The sequence below is a fragment of the Sorangium sp. So ce1014 genome (genome assembly GCF_051521505.1).
In the GTDB taxonomy this organism is placed as follows: domain Bacteria; phylum Myxococcota_A; class Polyangia; order Polyangiales; family Polyangiaceae; genus Sorangium.
In genome coordinates this window covers 7,255,708-7,275,954 of record NZ_CP150356.1, presented here as the reverse complement: position 1 = coordinate 7,275,954, position 20,247 = coordinate 7,255,708, and the positions used below count along the sequence as shown (strand labels likewise).

Sequence of the window (20,247 nt, the reverse complement as noted above, 5' to 3'; positions counted from 1 at the left end):
GCCGCGCGCGAGAGGCGTAGGGGGCCGAGCTCGCGCGAAGTACACTGGCGTCGCGATGCGCGCCGGGGAAGTGGTCGAGGAACGGTTCGAGATCGAGCGGCTCGCCGGCTCCGGCGGGATGGGGGACGTGTACCGCGCGCGCGACCGGCTGTCGGGCGAGGCGGTCGCGCTCAAGGTGCTGCAAGGCGCGAGCGCGCACGATCTGCGCCGGTTCGCGCGGGAGGCGGAGGCGCTCGTCACGCTGCGGCTGCCAGGGGTCGTGCAGTACGTGGCGCACGGCATGACCGGCGAAGGACAGCCCTACCTGGCGATGGAGTGGCTCGACGGCGTGACGCTGGAGGAGAGGCTCGCCGAAGGACCGCTCTCGGTGGTCGAGAGCGTGACCCTGGCGGCGCGGGTGGCGGCGACGCTCGGCGCGGTGCACCAGCTAGGCATCGTTCACCGCGACCTCAAGCCGAGCAACCTGATGCTCGTCGAGGGCGCCGTCGAGCGCGCCACGCTGCTCGACTTCGGCATCGCCCGCGACCTCCGGCTCACGCAGAGCCTCACGTCGCCCGGCGCGATCCTCGGCACGCCCGGGTACATGGCCCCCGAGCAGGCGTGCGGCGAGTCGCGCATCGACGCCCGGGCCGACGTGTTCGCGTTCGGCTGCATGCTGTTCGAGTGCCTCGCGGGTCGCCCGCCGTTCCTCGGCGACAGCGCGCTCTCGCTGCTCATGAAGGTGGTCCTGGAAGAGCCGCCGCGGCTCGGGGAGCTCCGCGACGGTGTCCCGGAGCCGCTCGAGCGCCTGGTGGCCCGGATGCTCTCGAAGCCGATGGACCGTCGGCCGCGCGACGGCGCCGCCGTCGCAGAAGAGCTCGCAGCCCTGGGGCGCGCAGGGCTCCCCGTCGGCGGGGGCGAGACCGCGGAGCCGCCCGCGCGGAGCGAGGAGATCACGACGGCGGAGCGCCGGGTCATGTGCGTCCTCCTGGCCGAAAGCGGCAGCGCGGAGGCGGGCGCCACGCTCTCGGAGGCCGAGTGCGCCTCGCGAACCGAGGCCCTGCGCCAGATCGCGGCGCGCCACGGCGGACGCCTCGAGCTCCTGCAGTCGCAGTGGCTGCTCATCGCGCTGTCCGGCGCCGAGGCCCCGACGGATCTCGCCGCGCGTGCGGCCCATTGCGCGATCGCCCTGCGGGCCGAGCTCGGGGGCGCGCCCATGTCCATCGCCACGGGGCTGACGGAGGTCGCAGGGAGGCTGCCGGTGGGCGCGCTGATCGACCGCGTCGTGCAGCTCTTCCCGAAGCGCTCCCGAGCTCCGGGGTCGGGCATCCAAATCGACAGCACGACGGCGGGGTTGCTCGCCAGCCGCTTCGACACGACGCAGGGGCCCGAAGGATCGTGGCTGCGCGGCCCGAAGGAGGAGCCGGACACCGTCCCCCGGCTGCTGGGCAAGCCGACGCCGTGCGTGGGGCGCGAGCGCGAGCTGTTGCAGCTCGCGACCGAGTGGCGCCATTGCGTGGACGAGCCTGCCGCGAGCGCCGTGGTGGTCGTGGGCGCCCCGGGCCTCGGCAAATCGCGCCTCGCCTGGGAGTTCCTCCGCACCCTCGAGGCGTCGAGCGAGGCCGCCGAGGTCTGGATCGGTAGGGCGGATCCGATGGCCGCCGGGTCCGCGTTCGGCCTGCTCGCCCGGGCGCTCCGCCGCGCCCTGGGCCTCCTCGACGGCGAGCCGATCGAGGCGCGGCGGCGCAAGGTGCTCGCCCGGGTCGAGCGGCTCGACGCGTTCCGGAGCAAGGGCCCGCAGGTCGCGGCGTTCCTCGGCGAGCTCGTGGGGGCGACGTTTCCCGACGAGGGCGACGTGCCGCTCCGTGCGGCGCGCCAGAGCCCGATGCTGATGAGCGACCGCCTCCGCCAGGTGTTCGAGGACTTCGTCCGGGCCGAGTGCCAGCGACAGCCGGTGCTGCTGGTGCTGGAGGACCTGCACTGGGGCGACCTGCCCACGGTGACGCTGGTCGACGCCGCGCTAAGGCACGCCAGGGACCTGCCGTTCTTCGTGCTGGCGCTCGCCCGTCCGGAGGTCGACGAGCTCTTTCCGGCGCTGTGGACCGAGCGCAACGGCCTCCGGCTCCGGCTTGCGCCACTTCCGCAGCGCGCGAGCGAGCGGCTCGTGCGGGAGGTGCTCGGCGACGCGGTGGGGGCCGAGCAGGTGGAAGCGCTGCTCGCGCGTGCCGACGGCAACGCCTTCGTGCTGGAGGAGCAGATCCGCGCGGTCGCCGAGGGCAGGAGCGAGCGCATGCCCGAGACGGCGCTGGCGATGGTGCAGGCGCGGCTGGAGGCGCTGGACGTCGAGGAGCGCCGCGTCCTGCGCGCGGCGAGCGTCTTCGGCGAGACGTTCTGGGAGGGCGGGGTGGCGGCCCTCGTGGGCGGCGCACCGGCGGCGCCGCGGCTCGGCGAGCTCGTGCAGCGGGAGCTCGTCCTGCGGCGCCACGAGGCGCGCATCGCGGGCGAGGTCGAGTACGGGTTCCGCCACGCGCTGGTGCGGGAAGCCGCCTACGGCATGCTCACCGAGCGCGACCGGCGCGTCGGGCATGGCCTTGCGGGAGACTGGCTGGATCGGGCCGGCGGCGCGGATGCCATGGCGCAGGCCGAGCACTTCGAGATCGGCGGCGCGCCGGCGCGGGCGGCGGACGCATACCTGCGCGCAGCTGAAGAGGCGCTTCGCGGCAGCGATTTCGTCGCGGCGATCGATCGGGCGGAGCGCGGTATCGGCTGTGGCGCCGCCGGAGACCCCGCGGGCAGGCTGCGCGGCGTCCAGACGGAAGCCCACGTGTGGCGCGGCGATCTCGCCCTCGCCGTGGAGCGGGGCGTTGAGGCGATGAGCCGGATCGAGCGTGGCTCGGCCGCGTGGTTTGCGAACGTTACCTCGATGCTATGGGCCTTGTCCAAGCTGGGTCGGCTCGACGAGGTCGGGCGCTGCGCAACCGAGGCGGTGAGCGTAGCCGCGATGGACGGCGCGCAGGGCGCGAAGCTCGTCTGCCTGTCTGCGGGGGCGAGCGCGCTGTCGCTCGGCGGGCGGTATGAGGAGAGCGCAGCACTGCTCGACTTCGTCCAGCGCGCTCTCGCGAGCGTGGAAGCGATAGACATCGAGGTGATTGCGCACCTCCACGACGCGCGCTCGACCTACGCGATCTGCACGGGCGATCTGGGCGCCGGCGCAGCCAGCCAGGAGGCCGCGTTGCTTGCCTACGAGCAAGTCGGCGACCATCGCAACGCATGCAGCGCTCGCGCAGGCCTGGGTTTCACCTATGCGGAGCTCGGCGATCTCGACGGGGCGGAGTCCATGATACGCGCAGGATTGGCGGAGTCTGACCGAATGCATCTGCAGGAGCTGAAGCTCGGCACCGAGGCCAACCTCGCGCAGGTCCTCGCATTTCGTGGTCAGCTGGCCGACGCACGGGCGCTCGCCGAGGCTGTGGTCACGTCGAGCCGACAAGCGGGCCTGGTGCGCACGGAGGTGGCGGCTCGCTGTTACCTGGCGAAGATCGCCCTGGCCATGGGCGACTTCGATGTCGCCGAGCGCGAGGCGCGCGCCGCCGTGGCGCTCTCCCAGAGCGCCCCGATGATCGGCGTACAGGCCTCTGCTGTCCTCGCCCGCGCGCTGGTCGGGCTCGGGCGGTTCGACGAGGCGACGCGGGCTGCCACCGACGCCACCTCGCAGCTTTCGGAGTTCGGCACACTGGAAGAAGGCGAGTCGCTCGTCCGGCTGACGTATGCCGAGGCGCTCTCCGCGAGCGGCAGACAGCACGAGGCGATTGCCGCCATCGCGTCCGCCCGGGCTTCGCTCCTCGCCCGCGCCGAGAAGCTCAGCGATCCGACCTGGCGCGAGCGCTTCCTCCGCGACGGACCCGACAACGCCCGCACGCTCGATCTCGCGCGGCAGTGGCTCGGCGGCTGAGCCGTTCGCCATGGCGAGCAGGTCGGCCTCTCGGTACGCTCGCCGGTGCTTGTGACTTCGAGCTCCTTGTGTTGCGTTAACTCGGTTACGTGGCGCCTGCGCGGGAATAGTGCAGTGTCACCCGTGGGAGAACACACAGCCGGGGGCTCATTCGAAGTACACAAGAACGGCGATGCGCGCCGGGGAAGTGGTCGAGGAACGGTTCGAGATCGAGCGGCTCGCCGGCGCCGGCGGGATGGGGGACGTGTACCGCGCGCGCGACCGGCTGTCGGGCGAGGCGGTCGCGCTCAAGGTGCTGCAGGGCGCGAGCGCGCACGACCTGCGCCGGTTCGCGCGGGAAGCGGAGGCGCTCGTCACGCTGCGGCTGCCGGGGGTCGTGCAGTACGTGGCGCATGGCATGACCGGCGAAGGGCAGCCCTACCTGGCCATGGAGTGGCTCGACGGCATCACCCTGGAGGAGCGGCTCGCCGAAGGACCGCTCACGTTCGCCGAGAGCGCGACGCTGGCGAGGCGGGTGGCGACGACGCTCGGCGCGGTGCACCAGCTCGGCATCGTTCACCGCGACCTCAAGCCGAGCAACCTGATGCTCGTCGAGGGCGCGGTCGAGCGCGCCACGCTGCTCGACTTCGGCATCGCCCGCGACCTCCGGCTCACGCAGAGCCTCACGTCGCCCGGCGCGGTGCTCGGCACGCCCGGGTACATGGCCCCCGAGCAGGCGCGCGGCGACTCGCGCATCGACGCCCGGGCCGACGTGTTCGCGCTCGGGTGCGTGCTGTTCCAGTGCCTCGCGGGGCGCCCGCCGTTCCTCGGCAACAGCGCGCTCGCGCTCCTCATGAAGGTGGTCCTGGAAGAGCCGCCACGGCTAGGGGAGCTCCGCGGCGACGTCCCGGAGCTGCTCGAGCGCCTGGTGGCGCGGATGCTGTCGAAGGAAGCGGGGAGGCGGCCGCGCGACGGCGCTGCGGTCGCGGCGGAGCTCGCGGTCGCGGCCGGTGATGGGCTCTCCGCCGGAGCGAGCGCGGTCGCGGCGCCGTCCGCGCCGAGCGAGGAGATCACGACGGCCGAGCGCCGGGTCATGTGCGTGATCCTGGCCGCCGATGGCAGCGCGGAGGCGGACGCCACGCTCTCCGAGGCCGAGTGCGCCTCGCGAATCGAGGCCCTGCGCCAGGTCGCGGCGCGCCACGGCGGGCGCCTCGAGCTCCTGCAGTCGCGCTGGTTGCTCATCGCGCTGTCCGGCGCCGAGACGCCGACGGATCTCGCCGTGCGCGCGGCCCATTGCGCGATCGCCCTGCGGGCCGAGCTCGGGGGCGTGCCCATGTCCATCGCCACGGGGCTGACGGAGGTCGCAGGGAGGCTGCCGGTGGGCGCGCTGATCGACCGCGTCGTGCAGCTCTTCCCGCAGCGCCCTCGGCTGCCGGGGTCGGGCATCCAGCTCGACACCGCGACGGCGGGGCTGCTCGCCAGCCGCTTCGACACGACGCAGGGGCCCGAAGGATCGTGGCTGCGCGGCCCCAAGGAGGAGCCGGACACCGTGCCTCGGCTCCTCGGCAAGCCGACGCCGTGCGTGGGGCGAGAGCGCGAGCTCGCGCAGCTCGCGACCGAGTGGCGCCATTGTGTGGACGAGCCTGCCGCGAGCGCCGTGATCGTCATGGGCGCCCCGGGCATGGGCAAGTCGCGCCTCGCCTGGGAGTTCCTCCATGCCCTCAAGGAGCGGAGCGAGGCCGTCGAGGTCTGGATCGGCAGGGCGGATCCGATGGCCGCCGGGTCCGCGTTCGGCCTGCTCGCCCGGGCGCTGCGCCGCGCCATGGGCATCCTCGACGGCGAGCCGCTGGAGGTGCGGCGGCGCAAGGTGCTCGCCCGGGTCGAGCGGCTCGGCGCGCTCGGGACCAAGGCCCCGCACGTGGCGGCGTTCCTCGGCGAGCTCGTCGGAGCGCCATTTCCTGACGAGGGCGACGTGCAGCTCCGTGCGGCGCGCCAGAACCCGGTGCTGATGGGCGATCGCATCCGTCAGGCCTTCGAGGACTTCGCCCGGGCCGAGTGCCAGAGGCAGCCGGTGCTCCTCCTGATCGAGGATCTGCACTGGGGCGACCTGCCCACGGTGAACCTGGTCGACGCTGCGCTCCAGCACGCAAGGGACCTGCCCTTCTTCGTGCTGGCGCTCGCCCGTCCGGAGGCCGACGCGCTCTTCCCTGGGCTCTGGAGCGAGCGCAACGGCCTCCGGATCCGCCTTGCGCCGCTGCCCCGGCGCGCTGGCGAGCGGCTCGTGCGGGAGGTGCTCGGCGACGGCGTCGGGGACGAGCAGGTGGAAACGCTCGTCGCGCGCGCCGAGGGCAATGCGTTCGTGCTGGAGGAGCAGCTCCGCGCGGTCGTCGAGGGCCGGAGCGAGGGCATGCCCGAGACGGCGCTCGCGCTGGTGCAGGCGCGGCTCGAGGCGCTGGGCGTCGAGGAGCGCCGCGTTCTGCGCGCGGCGAGCGTCTTCGGCGAGACGTTCTGGGAAGGCGGGGCCCGAGCCCTCGTGGGCGGCGCGCCGGTGGCGTGGCGGCTCGCCGAGCTTGTGCGGCGGGAGCTGATCCTGCGGCGCCGCGAGGCGCGCATTGCGGGCGAGGTGGAGTACGAGTTCCGGCACGCGCTGGTGCGGGAGGCCGCCTACGGCATGCTCACGGAGCGCGACCGCCGCGTCGGGCACGCGCTCGCAGGCGACTGGCTGGACCGGAGCGGCGGCGCTGACGCCATGGCGCTGGCCGAGCATTTCGAGATCGGCGGCGCGCCGACGCGGGCGGCCGATGCCTACCTGCGCGCGGCCGAGGAGGCGCTCCGGGGCGGCGATCTCGCCGCGGCGGTCCGGCGGGCCGATCGCGGCATCGGCTGCGGGGCGGCTGGGGACACCGCCGGCAGGCTCCGCCGGGTCCAGGCAGAGGCCGATGTGTGGCGCGGCGAGCTCCCCCTCGCCGTGGAGCGAGCCACGGAGGCCATCGAGCGGATCGAGCGTGGCTCGGCCGCCTGGTTTTCGGCCATCATGCAGGTGGTCAACGCGTCGTCCAAGCTGGGCCGACTCGACGAGATCGAGCGCTGGATGACCCTGGCGGCCGACGCGGAGGCCACGGTCGACGCGCAGAGCGTCAAGCTCGTCTGTCTTGCGAACGGCGCAACGGTGCTGTCGGTGGTCGGTCGCTACGCAGAAGCGCGCGCTCTGATCGAGATCGTCGAGCGCGCTGCCTCGAACATCGATGTACGGGACGTGGGGCCGCTCGCGCAGCTCCATGAGGCGCGCTCTTGCTATGCGATGTGCACGGGCGACATGGTCGCCGGCGCGCGCGGGATGGAAGCCACAAGCCTTGCCTTCGAGCAGGCCGGTGATCGCCGCAACGCCTGCAGCTCACGCGGCGGCTTGGGCTTCATCTACGTCGAGCTCGGCGACTTCGAGAGGGCGGAGGCGGTGCTGCGGGCGGTCGTGGAGGAGGCTGACCGGATGCATCTGCATGACCTGAAGATGGCCTCGGAGGCCAACCTCGCGCTGGCCCTCGCGTATCGCGGCCAGCTGGCCGAGGGGCGGGCGTTCGCCGAGTCGGCTGCCTCGGCGAGCCGGCGATCGGGGATCGCGCGTACCGAGCTGTTTGCTCGCAGCTACCTTGCCAAGATCTGCGTCGCGCTCGGCGACTTCGAGGCCGCCGAGGCCGAAGCGCGCGCCGCGGTAGCGCTCGTGCAGAGCGCCCCGACGCTCGGCGTCCCGGCGTACGCGGTCCTCGCGCGCGCGCTGCTGGGGCTCGGGCGCATCGACGAGGCTGTCAGGACAGCCACCGAGGCGAACTCCATGCTGGAGTCGTTCGGTACCCTGGAAGAAGGCGAGTCGCTGGTCCGCCTGACGTATGCCGAGGCGCTCTCCGCGAGCGGCAGACAGCACGAGGCGCTCGCCGCCATCGCGTCGGCCAGGACTGCGCTGCTCGAGCGCGCCGAGAAGCTCATCGACCCGGCCTGGCGCGAGCGGTTCCTCCGCGACGTCCCGGATAACGCCCGCACGCTCGATCTCGCGCGGCAGTGGCTCGTCGGTTGAGCTGTACGTCATGGCTGGAGCGACACCCGGTTTGAGATCGCTCCTCTGCATTCACTGCGAAGGCGACCGGACCCCGACGCCGAGGCCAGGCACAAAGCGCCCTACCTTCGCGCAGTACGCTGCGTAAGCCTCGCCGTGGGCGCCGAGCAGGTACGGCTCTTCGACCCACCGGACCTGCAGCTCTATCGCGAGGACCAGCGCCCCGAACGAGGCGAGCGCAGCGGCGTTCGGGACGATCAGCGCCATCCCGAGCGCGGCCAGCATCATGAAGCTGAAGATGGGGTTCCGCACCACGGCGAACGGCCCTCGGGTCACGAGGCTCGTGCGCTCCGCCTCGCTGACGCCGATGCGCCACGACTCACCCATCGCGCCCTGTGACCACAGCGTGCCGAGCGTACCTGCGATCGTCATGGCCGCGCCGAGCCCGACGACCAGAGCGCCGGGCTCGACAAGCGGCCCTATCCAGCCCGCGAGCTCCACGAGCGGGGCCGCCACACCGAGCAGGATCGCGATCACAAAGAGCACCCCGCCGACCCACGGCAGCGATCCCGGCGGCCCCGAGATGCCGCGGAAGCCCGTGGATCCGGTCGCACGGCGCTGCCGGAGCGACCGCCACCCGAACGCGAGCGCCATGTAGACGACGTACAGAGCAAGGGCGAACCAGGGACGAGTCATCGTGAGCTCCAATCTTGCTGTTCAACCGGGTTGCAGGCAGCTGAGCGGTCAGGGTCCTGCTCGCTCCTGCCCCATCAGCAGCGCTTTCGCCTCGGGCGCTCGCCAGTCTCGCGCGCCCGTGAACCGGAGGGCCATCGTGCCGTCCACCTTCACCAGGAAGCTGTCAGGCAACGTCGAGACCCCGAACCGCCGCTGCATGGCGGGCGATCCGGCCCGCACGACCCCCGGAGGAACCTCGCCCCCGAAGAAGGCGCGCACGACCTCCCAGTTCTCGTCGACGCTCACGGCCACGAGCTGGACCCTCCCGGCTTGCTCCACCTCTCGGCCAAGCTCCAGCAGCAGCGGGAGCTCGGCGCGGCACGGGGCGCACCAGGTGGCCCAGAAGTGGAGCAGCACGGGCCGGCCGCGCAGGGCGTCCGACCGGAGCAAGGTCCCGTCCGGCTGCTCGAAGGCCGCGTCCGGCACCGGCTGGGCGCCGCTGAGCTGCTCGTACTCAAAAGGACGACCCGGCCGCTCCGCCTCGCGGCGATGCTCCACGACCCAGTAGATCCCCGCTGCGAGCGCCTGAGCCAGGACCAGGACGCCCGCGGAGGCGGCGATCACGCGGAGGCGGGAGCGCGCGCTCATTGCCTACTCCGCGGCGGGCGACAGGGCCGCGCCGGAGCTCGGCGGTCGATCGGCGGCGCCCGGCTCTCCGGCGGCGCCCGGCTCGCCGGCGGCGCCCGTGCGGAGACGTCCGCCGGCCACGCTGTAAAGAACCGGCAGGACGAGCAGCGTGAGCAGCGTGGAGGAGATCACGCCGCCGATCACGACCGTCGCGAGCGGGCGTTGCACCTCGGCGCCGACCCCCGTGTTCAGCGCCATCGGCACGAAGCCCAGCGAAGCGACGAGCGCCGTCATCAGGACCGGGCGCAGGCGCCGCTCCGCTGCGAGCTCGATCGCGCCCCGCACCGGCATCCCCGCCGCGGTGAGCTGCCGGATCGTGGAGACGAGCACCATGTCCCCGAGCACCGCGACGCCCGACAGCGCGACGAACCCGACGCCCGCGGAGATGCTGAACGGCAGGCCGCGGAGCCAGAGCGCGACGACGCCGCCGATCGCGGCGAACGGGACGCCCGTGAAGACGCGGACCGCATCGAGGAGCCGCCCGTACGTGAAGTAGAGCAGGAGCAGGATCAGCCCCAGGGCCACGGGCACCACGACGAGCAGGCGTGCCTGTGCCCGATCGAGGTGCTCGAACTGCCCGCCGAAGCGGACGTAGTAGCCGGGCGGGAGCTCGACCTCCCGATCCAGCCTGGCTCTCGCCTCCTCGACATAGGTGCCCACGTCGCGGCCGCGGACGTTCGCCTGCACGACGATCCGCCGCTTCGCCCACTCGCGGTTGATGGCGGTGGGCCCCTCGACCGTGCGGATCTTCGCGAGCCGCGCGAGCGGGATGCGCTCCCCGCCGGCCGACGTGACAAGGATGCGGCCGATGGAGGCCGGGTCTTCCCGGTAGCGATCGTCGATGCGCAGCACCACGGGGAAGCGGCGCTCGCCCTCCTGGAGCTGCCCCACCTCCCGCGCGCCGAGCGCCTCGACGACCTCCAGGACATCGGCGGCGGCGATGCCGTGCCGGCCGATGGCGGCGCGGTCGACCTCGATCTCGAGCACGGGCTGGCCTGTGACCTGCTCGGTCACAACGTCCGCGGCGCCGGGGATCTTCTTGAGGACGGCCTCGATCTCGCGCGCCTTCTGCTTCAGCGTGTCGAAGTCGTCGCCGAACAGCTTCACCCCCAGATCGGCCCGGATCCCCGCCACCATCTCGTTGACCCGCATCTCGATCGGCTGCGTGTAGATGACGCGCATGCCCGGCATCCCCGCGAGCTCCGACTCCATCGCCTGCACGAGCTCGTCCTGCGTCGCGGCGCGCTTCCAGGCCTCCCGCGGCCTGAGCGTGATGAACATGTCGGACAGCTCGAGCCCCATGGGATCCGTCGCCACCTCCGCGGTGCCCGTGCGGGTCCAGACGCGCTCGATCTCGTCCGGGAACCTGTCGAGCAGGACCCGCTCCAGCTGCGTCCCGTAGCGGATCGACTCGCCCACCGAGACCCCCGAGAGCCGCACGGTGTTGGCGACGAGCGTGCCCTCGCGGAGTCGCGGCACGAACTCGGCGCCGAGCCGCGTCGCGAGGAAGACCGCGTTGCCGAGGAGCAACACGGCGCCGGCGAGCACCGCCCAGCGCCACCGCAGCGCGAGCTGCAGCACGGGCCGGTAGGCCCGCTTGAGCAGGCGAACGAGCACGTTCTCGCGCTCCTTCATGCGGCGCGGCAGGAGCAGGCTCGCGAGCACCGGCATGAGCGTGAGCGACAGGATCATCGAGCCGATGAGCGCGAAGATCACGGTGAGCGCCATCGGCCGGAACAGCTTCCCCTCCGCCCCCTCGAGGGCGAGGATCGGCAGGTAGACGATCATGATGATCAGCTCGCCGAACATCGTCGGCTTGCGGACCTCGAGCGAGGCGTCGCGCACGACGTCCGTCGTGCTCCGGTCGCCCGGCTCCTCGGAGAGCCGCCGCACCGAGTTCTCGACCATGATCACCGAGCTGTCGACGACGAGGCCGAAGTCGATCGCGCCGAGGCTCATCAGGCTCCCCGCCACGCCGGCGCGCAGCATCAGATCGAAGGCGAAGAGCATCGACAGCGGGATGGCCGAGGCCACGATGAGCCCGGCGCGGAGGTTGCCGAGGAAGGCGAAGAGCACCGCGACGACGAGGAGCGCGCCCTCGAGCAGGTTCCTCCTTACGGTGCCGAGCACCCGGTCGATGAGCTCGGTGCGGTCGTACACGACGGCGACGTCGACCCCTTCCGGGAGGCTCTTCTCGACCTCCGAGAGGCGCGCCTTGAGCCGCGTCGTGACGTCGTGGCTGTTCTCGCCCATCAGCATGAAGCCGAGGCCGAGCACGACCTCCCCCTGGCCATCCGCGGTGACCGCGCCCCGCCGGATCTCGCGCCCCTCGACCACTTGGGCCACGTCGCGCACCCGGATGGGCGCCCCGCCCCTGGCGGCGACCACGATGTCCTCGATGTCGCTCACGCGGGTGGCGATGCCGATGCCCTGGATCAGGCTCGACTCGCCGGCCTGGTCCAGGCTGCCCCCGCCCACGTTGGCGTTGTTGCGCTCCAGCGCTCCGGCCAGGTCGTGGAGCGAGAGCCCCCGCGCCGTGAGCTCCGTCGGGTCGACGAGGACCTGGATCTGCCGCTCGTCGCCGCCCCAGGCGTTGACCTCGGCCACGCCGCGCACCGAGCGGAGCTGCGGCGCGATGACCCAGTCGTGGACCGTGCGCAGCTCGCTCAGTGACTTGCCCTTGCCCGTGACCACGTAGTGGAACACCTCGCCGAGCCCCGTGGCGACCGGGCCGAGCTCCGGGCGATCGATGCCTGACGGCAGCGCCACGGTCTGAAGCCGCTCCATGACGACCTGACGGGCCAGGTAGATGTCCGTGTCGTCCTCGAACCGGGCCGTCACCTGCGAGAGGCCGAAGCGCGAGAGCGAGCGGACCTCCTCGAGCCTCGGCAGCCCCGAGATCGCCTGCTCGACCGGCGCCGTGATCTGGCGCTCGATCTCGAGGGGGGCGAGGGCAGGGGCCACGGTGTTGATCTGCACCTGCACCGGCGTCGTGTCCGGGAAGGCGTCGATCGGCAGGCGGCGGAGCGCGAGGACGCCCGCCAGCGCGAGGCCGATCGAGGCGAGGATCACGAGGAGCCGATGGCGGAGCGACCACGTGATGACGGCGTTCAGCATGACCGCGTCTCAGTCCTCGCCGCAGCAGCCGGCGCCGATGCTCTCCTTGAGGGTCTCGGTCTTCAGCAGGAAGCTCCCTTCGGTCGCGACCTCCTCGCCCGGGCGCACGCCCTTCTTCACCTCGACGAGGTCGCCCTCGGTCGCCCCGATCTCGACCCGCCGCGCCTCGAACTGGTCCTCCGCGAGCCGCACGAACACGAGCTTCACCGTCCTCGCGCGCTGCACCGCGGCGCGGGGCACCATGACCGCGGCGCGCGCGGGGGCGAGGATGCGCGCCCGGCCGAACATGTTGGCCCGCAGCGCGCCGCCCGGGTTCTCGAGCGGGACGCGCGCCTTGGCCGTGCGCGTCGCCGGGTCGATGGCCGGCGCCACGTACGTGATCTCCCCTCGGAGCTCGCGCCCCTCGATGCCGTCGACCTCGATGACCACCGGCTGCTTCAGCGAGACGGCCGGGAGGTCGGTCTCGGGGACATCGAGCTCGGCCCACATGCTCGAGACGTCGACCACCTCGAACAGGGTCTCCTCGACGCCGACGAGCCTGCCCACGGTCGCCTTGCGCTGGGTCACGACCCCTGCGAGCGGTGTCGTGAGCGTGTAGCCCCCGCTCCCGCCCGCGCTGGCGCCCACGACGGCCAGGGAGGCCGCGAGCGAGGCGCGCTCGGCGCGGGCGGCGTCGAGCTCCTGCTGCGCGGCGAGGACGCTCTTGCGCGCCGCGAGCCCTTCTTTCTCGAGCTGCTCCTCGCGCTTCAGGTGCTCCTCGGCCACCTTGAGGCGCGAGAGCGCGCCGGCCAGCCGCGAGCGATCGGCCCCCACGTCGGCGCTGTCGATGACGGCGAGCGCCGCGCCCTTCTTGACCGCCGAGCCCACGTCCACGTGCAGCTGCCGGACGACCCCCGGAGAGCGGGCGTTGAGCTCCGCCACCTTGAGCGCGTCGTAGACGATCCTGGCGGTGGCGGGGATGCCTCCGCTGCCCTGTCGCTCGACGGCCTTCGCCGTGAGGATGCCGGCGAGCCGGGCCGTGTCCCGGGTCTTGAGCTTGACCTTCGTCCCGTCGGCCGGCGCTCCGTCGCTCGCCACGTCGGCCGCCGGCTTGCCGCCGCGCTCGGGGTGGCAGATGGGACAGATGGACTCCGGCAATTCGTGCTCTTTGCACCAGTCCCCCTTCGCCTGGAAGACCGGGGCGAGCTTCGGATTGCACTTCGTGCAGAGCGCTTCCAGCACGCCGTGCTCCTTGCACATGGCGCCCTCGACGGCCGGCGCCGGCCTGGGCGTCGCCTCGGCCTTCTCCGGCGCCGCGTTGCCGGTCCCCTTGGCCCCGCACCCCGAAAGGGCGGCGAGGAGCAGTGGCCACACAACGTGAAGGCGGCCGTGCATCTCAGCTCTCCTTGGGCGGCCTGACGATCTTCAGGTCGGGGTTGCACTTGAGGCACTGCGACTCGGGCAGCCCGTGCTCCGCGCACCAGTCGCCCGTGGCCTTGAAGGCCGGAGTCAGCTCCGGGTTGCAGCGCGTGCACTGGGACTCGGGCACGCCGTGCTCTCCACACCAGTCCTCGTGGGACCCGGGCTTCACGTCGGCTGGCGCGTGCGCCGCCTGCGTCGGCTCGGCCGCGGCCTTGCCGGCGCTCGGCGCTTCCTTCGAGCACGACGCAGCACCGAGGGCGAAGACGCAGATCACGAGCGGGATGGAACGAATCTTCATGACCCTTTTCTCCTTGTTGTTCGCAACGTCATGGAGCGGACGCGTCTCAGGCATGCCGTCGCTCCCGCGCACCTGAGCGCGTTGTGGTCGCCGGCGTCCCCGGACGCCCGCCCCCTCAACGCGTTGTGGTGGATTCAGGAGCCAGGATCTCGAAATCGCCCAGCTTTTTCATGTTGACGTGAGCCAGCTCACGAATTGCCGGCCCGGAACACCGCCGTGCCGCCCCCGCGGCGACGCGGGGCCCGCGCGTTGCGAGCCCCTGCTCACCCGCCCGCCCTCACTTCGTGGCGAGCTTCGTCAGGTCGAGCATTTCGTCCACATCCGGCATCACGATCAGGTCGCACCGGCGGTTCTTCTGCTTGCCGGCCGGCGTGGCGTTGTTCGCGATGGGGTCGGTGTCCCCGAACCCGGCCGCGCTCCAGTGCCGCGTCGGCAGCTGGCCATCCCGCCCGATCAGGAACAGCAGCACGGCCCGCGCGCGCATCAGCGACAGCCCCCAGTTGTCGTAGTACGGACCGTTCTTGTACGGCTGGCTGTCCGTGTGCCCGGCGACCTGGTAGTCGCGGTCCACGAGCGACTTGTCGCCGCGGATGACGTCCGCGATCTTCTTCAGGATCGCCTGGCCCTCCTTGCTCAGGGTGTCCTTGCCCGAGTCGAACAGGACGTCCCCGGGCAGCGAGATGACCATCCGGTTCCGGCGGACCTGGACCTCCAGGCCGAGCTTTGTCAGCTCCTCGAGCTTCTTCCGGAGCAGGTCGAACCGCGCCTGGATCGCCTCCAGCTGCTTCGCGCGCGCCTTGTACTCCGCCAGGGCCTTGTCGCGGTCCTCCAGCGTCGAGGTCATCTTCGTGATGTCGGCGCCCTGGTCCGCGAGCTGCTTCTCCAGCTCCTCGACGCGCTGCTTCGCCTCGGCGAGCTCCTTCTCGAGGTCCGCCTCCTTCTTCTGGCTCCGGTTCTGGAGGTCGTTGTACTTGGCGAGCTGCGCCTTCCACTCCTGCTCGGAGTGGCCGCAGCCCGCGGCGAACAGCGACGACAGCACGAGGGGTAGCGCAATGAGTGTCCGGTTCATGCTTTCTCCATGGCTCCGTACCGCGGAGCGCGGTGCCGCGGGCCAGAGCCTCGCTCAGCTCGGGCGAGAGATCCAGAGGGGAGGACGCCGGGCTCCGCCCGTCCGCGCGGCCGTGCGCCGCGGGACGCGCCGCGGGACAGGAGAGATCAGGGCTTCGGCGGCGGTGGGGCCAGCGGCAGCGGATCCGCAGGCGGCGCTGCCGGCGTCGAGGCGGGCGGCGCCGGCGCCGCCGGATCCCCGGGCGCCTGCAGCGGCTTCTTCACCGAGTGCAGGATGGTGAACTCGACGCGCCGGTTCTTCTGGCGCCCCTTGGCGGTCTTGTTGTCGTCGATCGGCTTGTCCGGCCCGTAGCCCCGCGCCACGAGCTGCTTCGGATCGATGCCCTTGCTCGTGACGTAGGCGACCACGGCCTCGGCGCGCCGCTGCGACAGCGCGCGGTTCAGGTCCGCCGGCCCTGCGTTGTCCGTGTGGCCCGCGACCTCCACCTTGAAAATTTCCGGGTGGAGCATCAGCGCCGACACAACGGCGTCGAGCACAGCGAAGCTCTGCGCGCCCTGGATCTTGTCGTTGTTGAGCGCGAACTCGATCCGCTGGAGGATCTTGATGTCCTCCTCGCCGACCTGCACGAGGCTCGCGCCGCGGTCCGGGCAGCCGTCCAGGTCCTCGACGCCGTTCAGGTTCTCGGGCTGCTTCGGGCACTTGTCCTTCTCGTCCGGGATGCCGTCCCCGTCGGTGTCGGGGAGCTCGTCGGGGCAGCCGTCCTCGTCCTTGAAGCCGTTCTTGACCTCGGGCTGGTCGACGCACTCGTCCTGCGCGTCGAGCACGCCGTCGCGGTCGTTGTCCGGGTCGGGGCAGCCGTCCTCGTCCTCGAACCCATCGGTGTCCTCGATCGCGTCGACGCACCGGTCGACCCGATCCGGCACGCCGTCCTCGTCCGTGTCGGGGCAGCCGTAGTGCTCGGGCAGCAGCACGCGGCCCGCCTGATCCGGGCACCTGTCCTGGGCGTCGGCGACCCGATCCTTGTCGCGATCCGCCAGCTCGTCGGGGCAGCCGTCCTTGTCGTCGAGCCCGTTGATGACCTCCGCCTTCGCCGGGCAGCGGTCGCTCTCGTCCGGGATGCCGTCCGCGTCGCCGTCGTCCTCGGCGCAGCCGTCCTCGTCGGCGATCCCGTCCCGGTCCTCGGGCAGCGCCGGGCACTCGTCCGCCGCGTCGCCGATCCCGTCCGCGTCGGCGTCGCCGGGCTCGTGCACGAAGAGGATCCCCGCGATGCCGCGCGCGACGGGCACGCCGATGCCCTCGACGATGCCCGCGCCGCCGCCGACCGTGAACACGAGGCCGAGGTCGCGCGGGGCGATCTGGAGCGCGCCGTCGACCTCGAGCGAGTTCGTGCCGCCCCGCGCCTTGAACTGGGTCGCGCCGTACCCCTCGGCGAGCACGCGGAGCGCCGGGCTGATCTGGTAGCCGAGCCCCCCGCCGTAGCGGAATTCGACAGGGCCGACCTCCGTCGTCGCGATCCGCGCCGTCTCGGGGAGCAGCTTGCCGCGCAGGTTGAGCCCGAACGACAGCGGCCCGGCGCTGCCGTCCACGATGAGGCGCAGCCCCGCGGTCACCGGCGACGAGCTGCCGAGGTAGCTCCCCTCGCTCGTCGCGTGCCCGAGCGGGAAGCTCACGTCCGCCGCCGCGCCGAGCACCAGCGGATCCCGCGGCCCGCCGAAGAACCGCACCTTGGCCTCGAGCGTCGGGTCGCCCGCGCCGAACGCCTTCAGCCCCTCCGCGGGCGCCGCGCCCGTCGCGGCGTCGATGCCCTGGCCGCTCGCGTAGGCGACGGGGAAGCGCAGGCCGGCCTGGAGCCACGGCGCCGGCGTGATCGAGGCCAGCAGGTTCCAGGTCAGCAGGTCCGAGACGACCGGCACCTCCCGCTTGTCCCGCGCGTCCGGCGCGGAGCAGTCGGTCGCCGAGACGCAGCGCTCCACGACGAACGGCTCCCGGGCGTAGTCGAACATCAGGCCGGCCGTGACCCCGAGCGACGCCTCCATCCGGGCGCCCTCGACGCTCAGGTAGTTCTTCGAGCCCGGCGCCGGCTCGAACCGCTGCACCGAGAACTCCCCCTCGCGGGCCGCCTCCTGCGCGCGCGCCACGCTCGAGGCGAGCCCCACCCCAGCGCCCACGATCGACAGCAGACTCAGCGCTCGCAGCGTTCTCATCTATCTCCTTTCAGACATCTTCCCGGTTCGGTGAGCATCCAGCAGCGCACGGCGCCTTGCAGGGCGGGCGTGCGCCGGGACAGCGGCGCTCCGCGCGGACGGTGAGGCGAGTACGGCAGCCGAGGCGCGCGGCGGCATCCACCGCTGCGGGTGGATCTTCCCGGATCATGCGCGGATTTCCAAGAGGGCTCAAATAAGCGGCCCCGCGGGTTCCAGAGGTCGGCCCCGAGCGGCGCCTTGACCACACAAGCCGGGCATGAGACATCGGCCCCCGGGCCACCGAGAGCTCGGAACTTTCAACCTCTTCCTGCGCGCGGGGCGAAAACGCGCGAACGAAACCAAGCAGATGCCCATCTCGTTGCGGTCTCCGGGAACGTCGTGCAGCCCTGGCACCCCTCGCCGTCGCCTCCGGTCGGGCCTCGCGCTCGCGCTCGTGCTGGGCGCGTCCTCCGCGTCCGCCCAGCCGGCGGGCCGGCCGGCCCAGCCGCCGGTGGCCCCAGCGCAGCCGCCTGCCGGCCAGGCGGGCGCTCCTGCTCCGCAGCCCGGCGCCGCCGCAGCCCAGCCCGGCGCCGCGGCCCAGCCCGGTGCAGCGCAGCGTCCCGCGGTCCAGCCCGGCGTGGCTCCGGCGCAGCCCGGCGCCGCGCAGCCCGGCGCGGCTCCGGCGCAGCCCGGCGCGGCGCCGGTCGGCGGCAACGACGTGGAGGCGCTCGAGCCCCCGGCGCCGTCGCGCGAGCCGCTGATGCCGCCGGCCGACACGGCCGCCCCCGCCGCGCCTCAGCCGGCCGGGCCGGAGGCCTCGGAAGGGCCGGCGGCGGACACGGCCGTCGAGCAGCCGGAGCGGAAGGCGACCCAGGGGGAGATCGGCGCCCGGCCCAGCGAGGTCTACGCCGAGGACTGGTGGTCCCACGCGCGGCCGACGTTCGAGTTCCACGGTTACTACCGGCTCCGGTGGGAGCTCTTCAACAGCTTCGCTCTCGGCCGCGTCGACCCGCGCGACAAGGCGCTCTGGCCGCAGCCGGCCGACAACTCCTACAGCGCGACCCACCCGGTCGACCTCTGCAACCCGAGCGAGACAACGAGCGGCGGCTCGCGCACGTTCGAGCGGTGCACGAACGACACCCAGGCCGGCGCCAACATGCGCTTCCGGCTCAACCCCGAGCTGCACGTCAGCGACAACCTGCGGATCCTCTCGCAGGTCGATCTGCTCGACAACGTGGTGCTCGGCTCGACCCCGGAGGGCTACGCGAACCGGCCGGGGGCGAACGGCGGCTACGAGGTCGTCCGCCGGGGCGGGTACTCGCCGCTCGGGGCCTTCGCCGGCACCCAGTGGGCGCCGAGCGCCAGCGTCAACTCCCCCAAGGACTCGATCTCCGTCAAGCGGATCTGGGGCGAGTACATGACCCCCGTGGGGCTCCTGCGCTTCGGCCGCATGCCGAACCACTGGGGCCTCGGCATGGTGGCGAACAGCGGCGATGGGCACGACTCCGATTACCAGTCGACCGTCGATCGGCTGATGTTCGTCACGGGGATCAAGAAATACGACCTCTACTTCGCCGGTGCGTGGGACTGGACCAACGAGGGCGCGACGAGCGCCTCCCTCCAGGACCTGGAGGGCCAGCCCTACGACCTCGCCCAGGCCGATGACGTCAATCAGTACGTGTTCGTCGCCGTCCGCCGCAAGAACCCGGAGCTCCAGAAGCTCGAGCTCGCCCGCGGCAACGCGGTCGTGAACGGCGGCGTCTACTTCGCTTACCGGCAGCAGACCCTGGCGAACGACTACGCCGGCGGCGCCGACGCCGGCACGTCTGCCTCGCTCGGCCAGAGCGCCGACAACGTCGCGAGTGGGTACGTGCACCGGGGTGCGGAGACGATCCTCCCCGACGTGTGGTTCCAGTTCCTCTACAAGAAGTTCCGCTTCGAGCTCGAGGCGGCGATGATCTACGGATCCATCGACCTGCGCGGGCAGGATGAGGCCGATTACGCGAACGTCCTCTCCGACAAGGACACGGGCTGGGGCGTCCGGCAGCTCGGGATCGCGACCCAGGCCGAGCTCACCGAGATGGAGGGCCGCCTGCGGCTGCATTTCGGCTTCGGCTACGCGACCGGCGACGACGACGTGCCCTCGCTCAAGCCCGTGGCCGGGGGCATGGACCCCCAGAACTCGACCGATCGCACCTACTCGACCTTCCGCTTCCACCCGGATTACCGCGTCGACCAGATCCTGTTCAGGAACATCCTGTCTCGGGTCCAGGGGGCCTATTATTTCCGCCCCGGCGTGGACTGGGACTTCGCTCGTGACAAGAACGGCCAGCGCGCCGGCATCGGCGCCGCGGCCATCTGGAGCCGCGCCTCGGAGTTCGTGCAGGCGCCCGGGAACTCCAGGGATCTCGGCCTCGAGCTGAACGGCCAGCTGTACTTCCAGTCGAAGGACGGGACGCTCAACGACGATCCGGACAAGATGGGCGGCTTCTACACGGCGGTGCAGTACGGCGTGCTGTTCCCGCTCGGCGGCCTCGGCCAGCTCCCGGGGGAGCAGGCTGTCCAGAAGGTCGATCTCGAGACCGCACAGACCGTGCGCTGGTATCTCGGTATCCTCTTCTGAGTCGACAAGCCGCCCCGGGCTCGCTCGTGGCAGTGTGTCTGGAAATGAGCGCTCTGGGCGGTAAAGCGGCGTGAAGCGACGACGTCGTCGCCCTCGTCACGAGTCCTGCATGAGCCATCGCGGGCCAAAGGGGCCTTGATCTCGCGACCGTCCTGGCCAAGGATAAGACCGTCTGGACGCCAGGCGCGTCGCGAGACTTCCGTGGTTCACCTAGGAGAGCAGGAGGCGAGGGTCGC

Annotated in this window: 10 protein-coding genes; 3 read left to right on the top strand and 7 right to left on the bottom strand. The window is 72.2% G+C overall.

Annotation, left to right across the window (positions count from 1 at the left end; genetic code table 11):
- The first annotated feature begins 55 nt into the window (after positions 1-55).
- Entirely contained in the window at positions 56-3,931 is a 3,876-nt protein-coding gene (locus WME75_RS27355) for a protein kinase domain-containing protein (protein WP_437476897.1), read from the top strand.
- Between the two features lie 172 nt (positions 3,932-4,103).
- The gene (locus tag WME75_RS27350; RefSeq protein WP_437476894.1) at positions 4,104-7,979 is read left to right on the top strand and encodes a protein kinase domain-containing protein; all 3,876 of its coding nucleotides are present in this window, start codon (positions 4,104-4,106) and stop codon (positions 7,977-7,979) included.
- Positions 7,980-8,030: 51 nt separating this feature from the next.
- On the opposite strand, the gene WME75_RS27345 is transcribed toward WME75_RS27350, so the two are convergent.
- From WME75_RS27345 to WME75_RS27315, 7 genes are all read right to left on the bottom strand, one after another.
- A complete protein-coding gene (locus WME75_RS27345; protein WP_437476891.1) occupies positions 8,031-8,654 on the bottom strand; it encodes a methyltransferase family protein in 624 nt (207 codons plus the stop codon).
- Between the two features lie 48 nt (positions 8,655-8,702).
- On the bottom strand, positions 8,703-9,281 hold the full coding sequence (locus tag WME75_RS27340) for a thioredoxin-like domain-containing protein (RefSeq protein ID WP_437476888.1): 579 nt from the start codon (positions 9,279-9,281) through the stop codon (positions 8,703-8,705).
- A gap of 3 nt (positions 9,282-9,284) precedes the next feature.
- Positions 9,285-12,437: an efflux RND transporter permease subunit gene (locus WME75_RS27335; RefSeq protein WP_437476885.1), complete on the bottom strand. Its 3,153-nt coding sequence runs from the start codon at positions 12,435-12,437 to the stop codon at positions 9,285-9,287.
- A 9-nt stretch (positions 12,438-12,446) separates the two neighbouring features.
- Positions 12,447-13,811, bottom strand: coding sequence for an efflux RND transporter periplasmic adaptor subunit (locus WME75_RS27330; RefSeq protein ID WP_437476882.1), 1,365 nt, complete (start codon positions 13,809-13,811; stop codon positions 12,447-12,449).
- 1 nt (position 13,812) lies between these two features.
- Positions 13,813-14,136, bottom strand: coding sequence for a hypothetical protein (locus WME75_RS27325; RefSeq protein WP_437476879.1), 324 nt, complete (start codon positions 14,134-14,136; stop codon positions 13,813-13,815).
- Positions 14,137-14,413: 277 nt separating this feature from the next.
- The gene (locus WME75_RS27320) at positions 14,414-15,205 is read right to left on the bottom strand and encodes an OmpA family protein (protein ID WP_437476877.1); all 792 of its coding nucleotides are present in this window, start codon (positions 15,203-15,205) and stop codon (positions 14,414-14,416) included.
- 146 nt (positions 15,206-15,351) lie between these two features.
- Positions 15,352-17,409: an OmpA family protein gene (locus WME75_RS27315; protein WP_437476874.1), complete on the bottom strand. Its 2,058-nt coding sequence runs from the start codon at positions 17,407-17,409 to the stop codon at positions 15,352-15,354.
- A gap of 346 nt (positions 17,410-17,755) precedes the next feature.
- On the opposite strand from WME75_RS27315, the gene WME75_RS27310 reads away from it, so the two are divergent.
- A complete protein-coding gene (locus tag WME75_RS27310) occupies positions 17,756-20,011 on the top strand; it encodes a TIGR04551 family protein (protein WP_437476871.1) in 2,256 nt (751 codons plus the stop codon).
- The last annotated feature ends 236 nt before the right edge of the window (positions 20,012-20,247 follow it).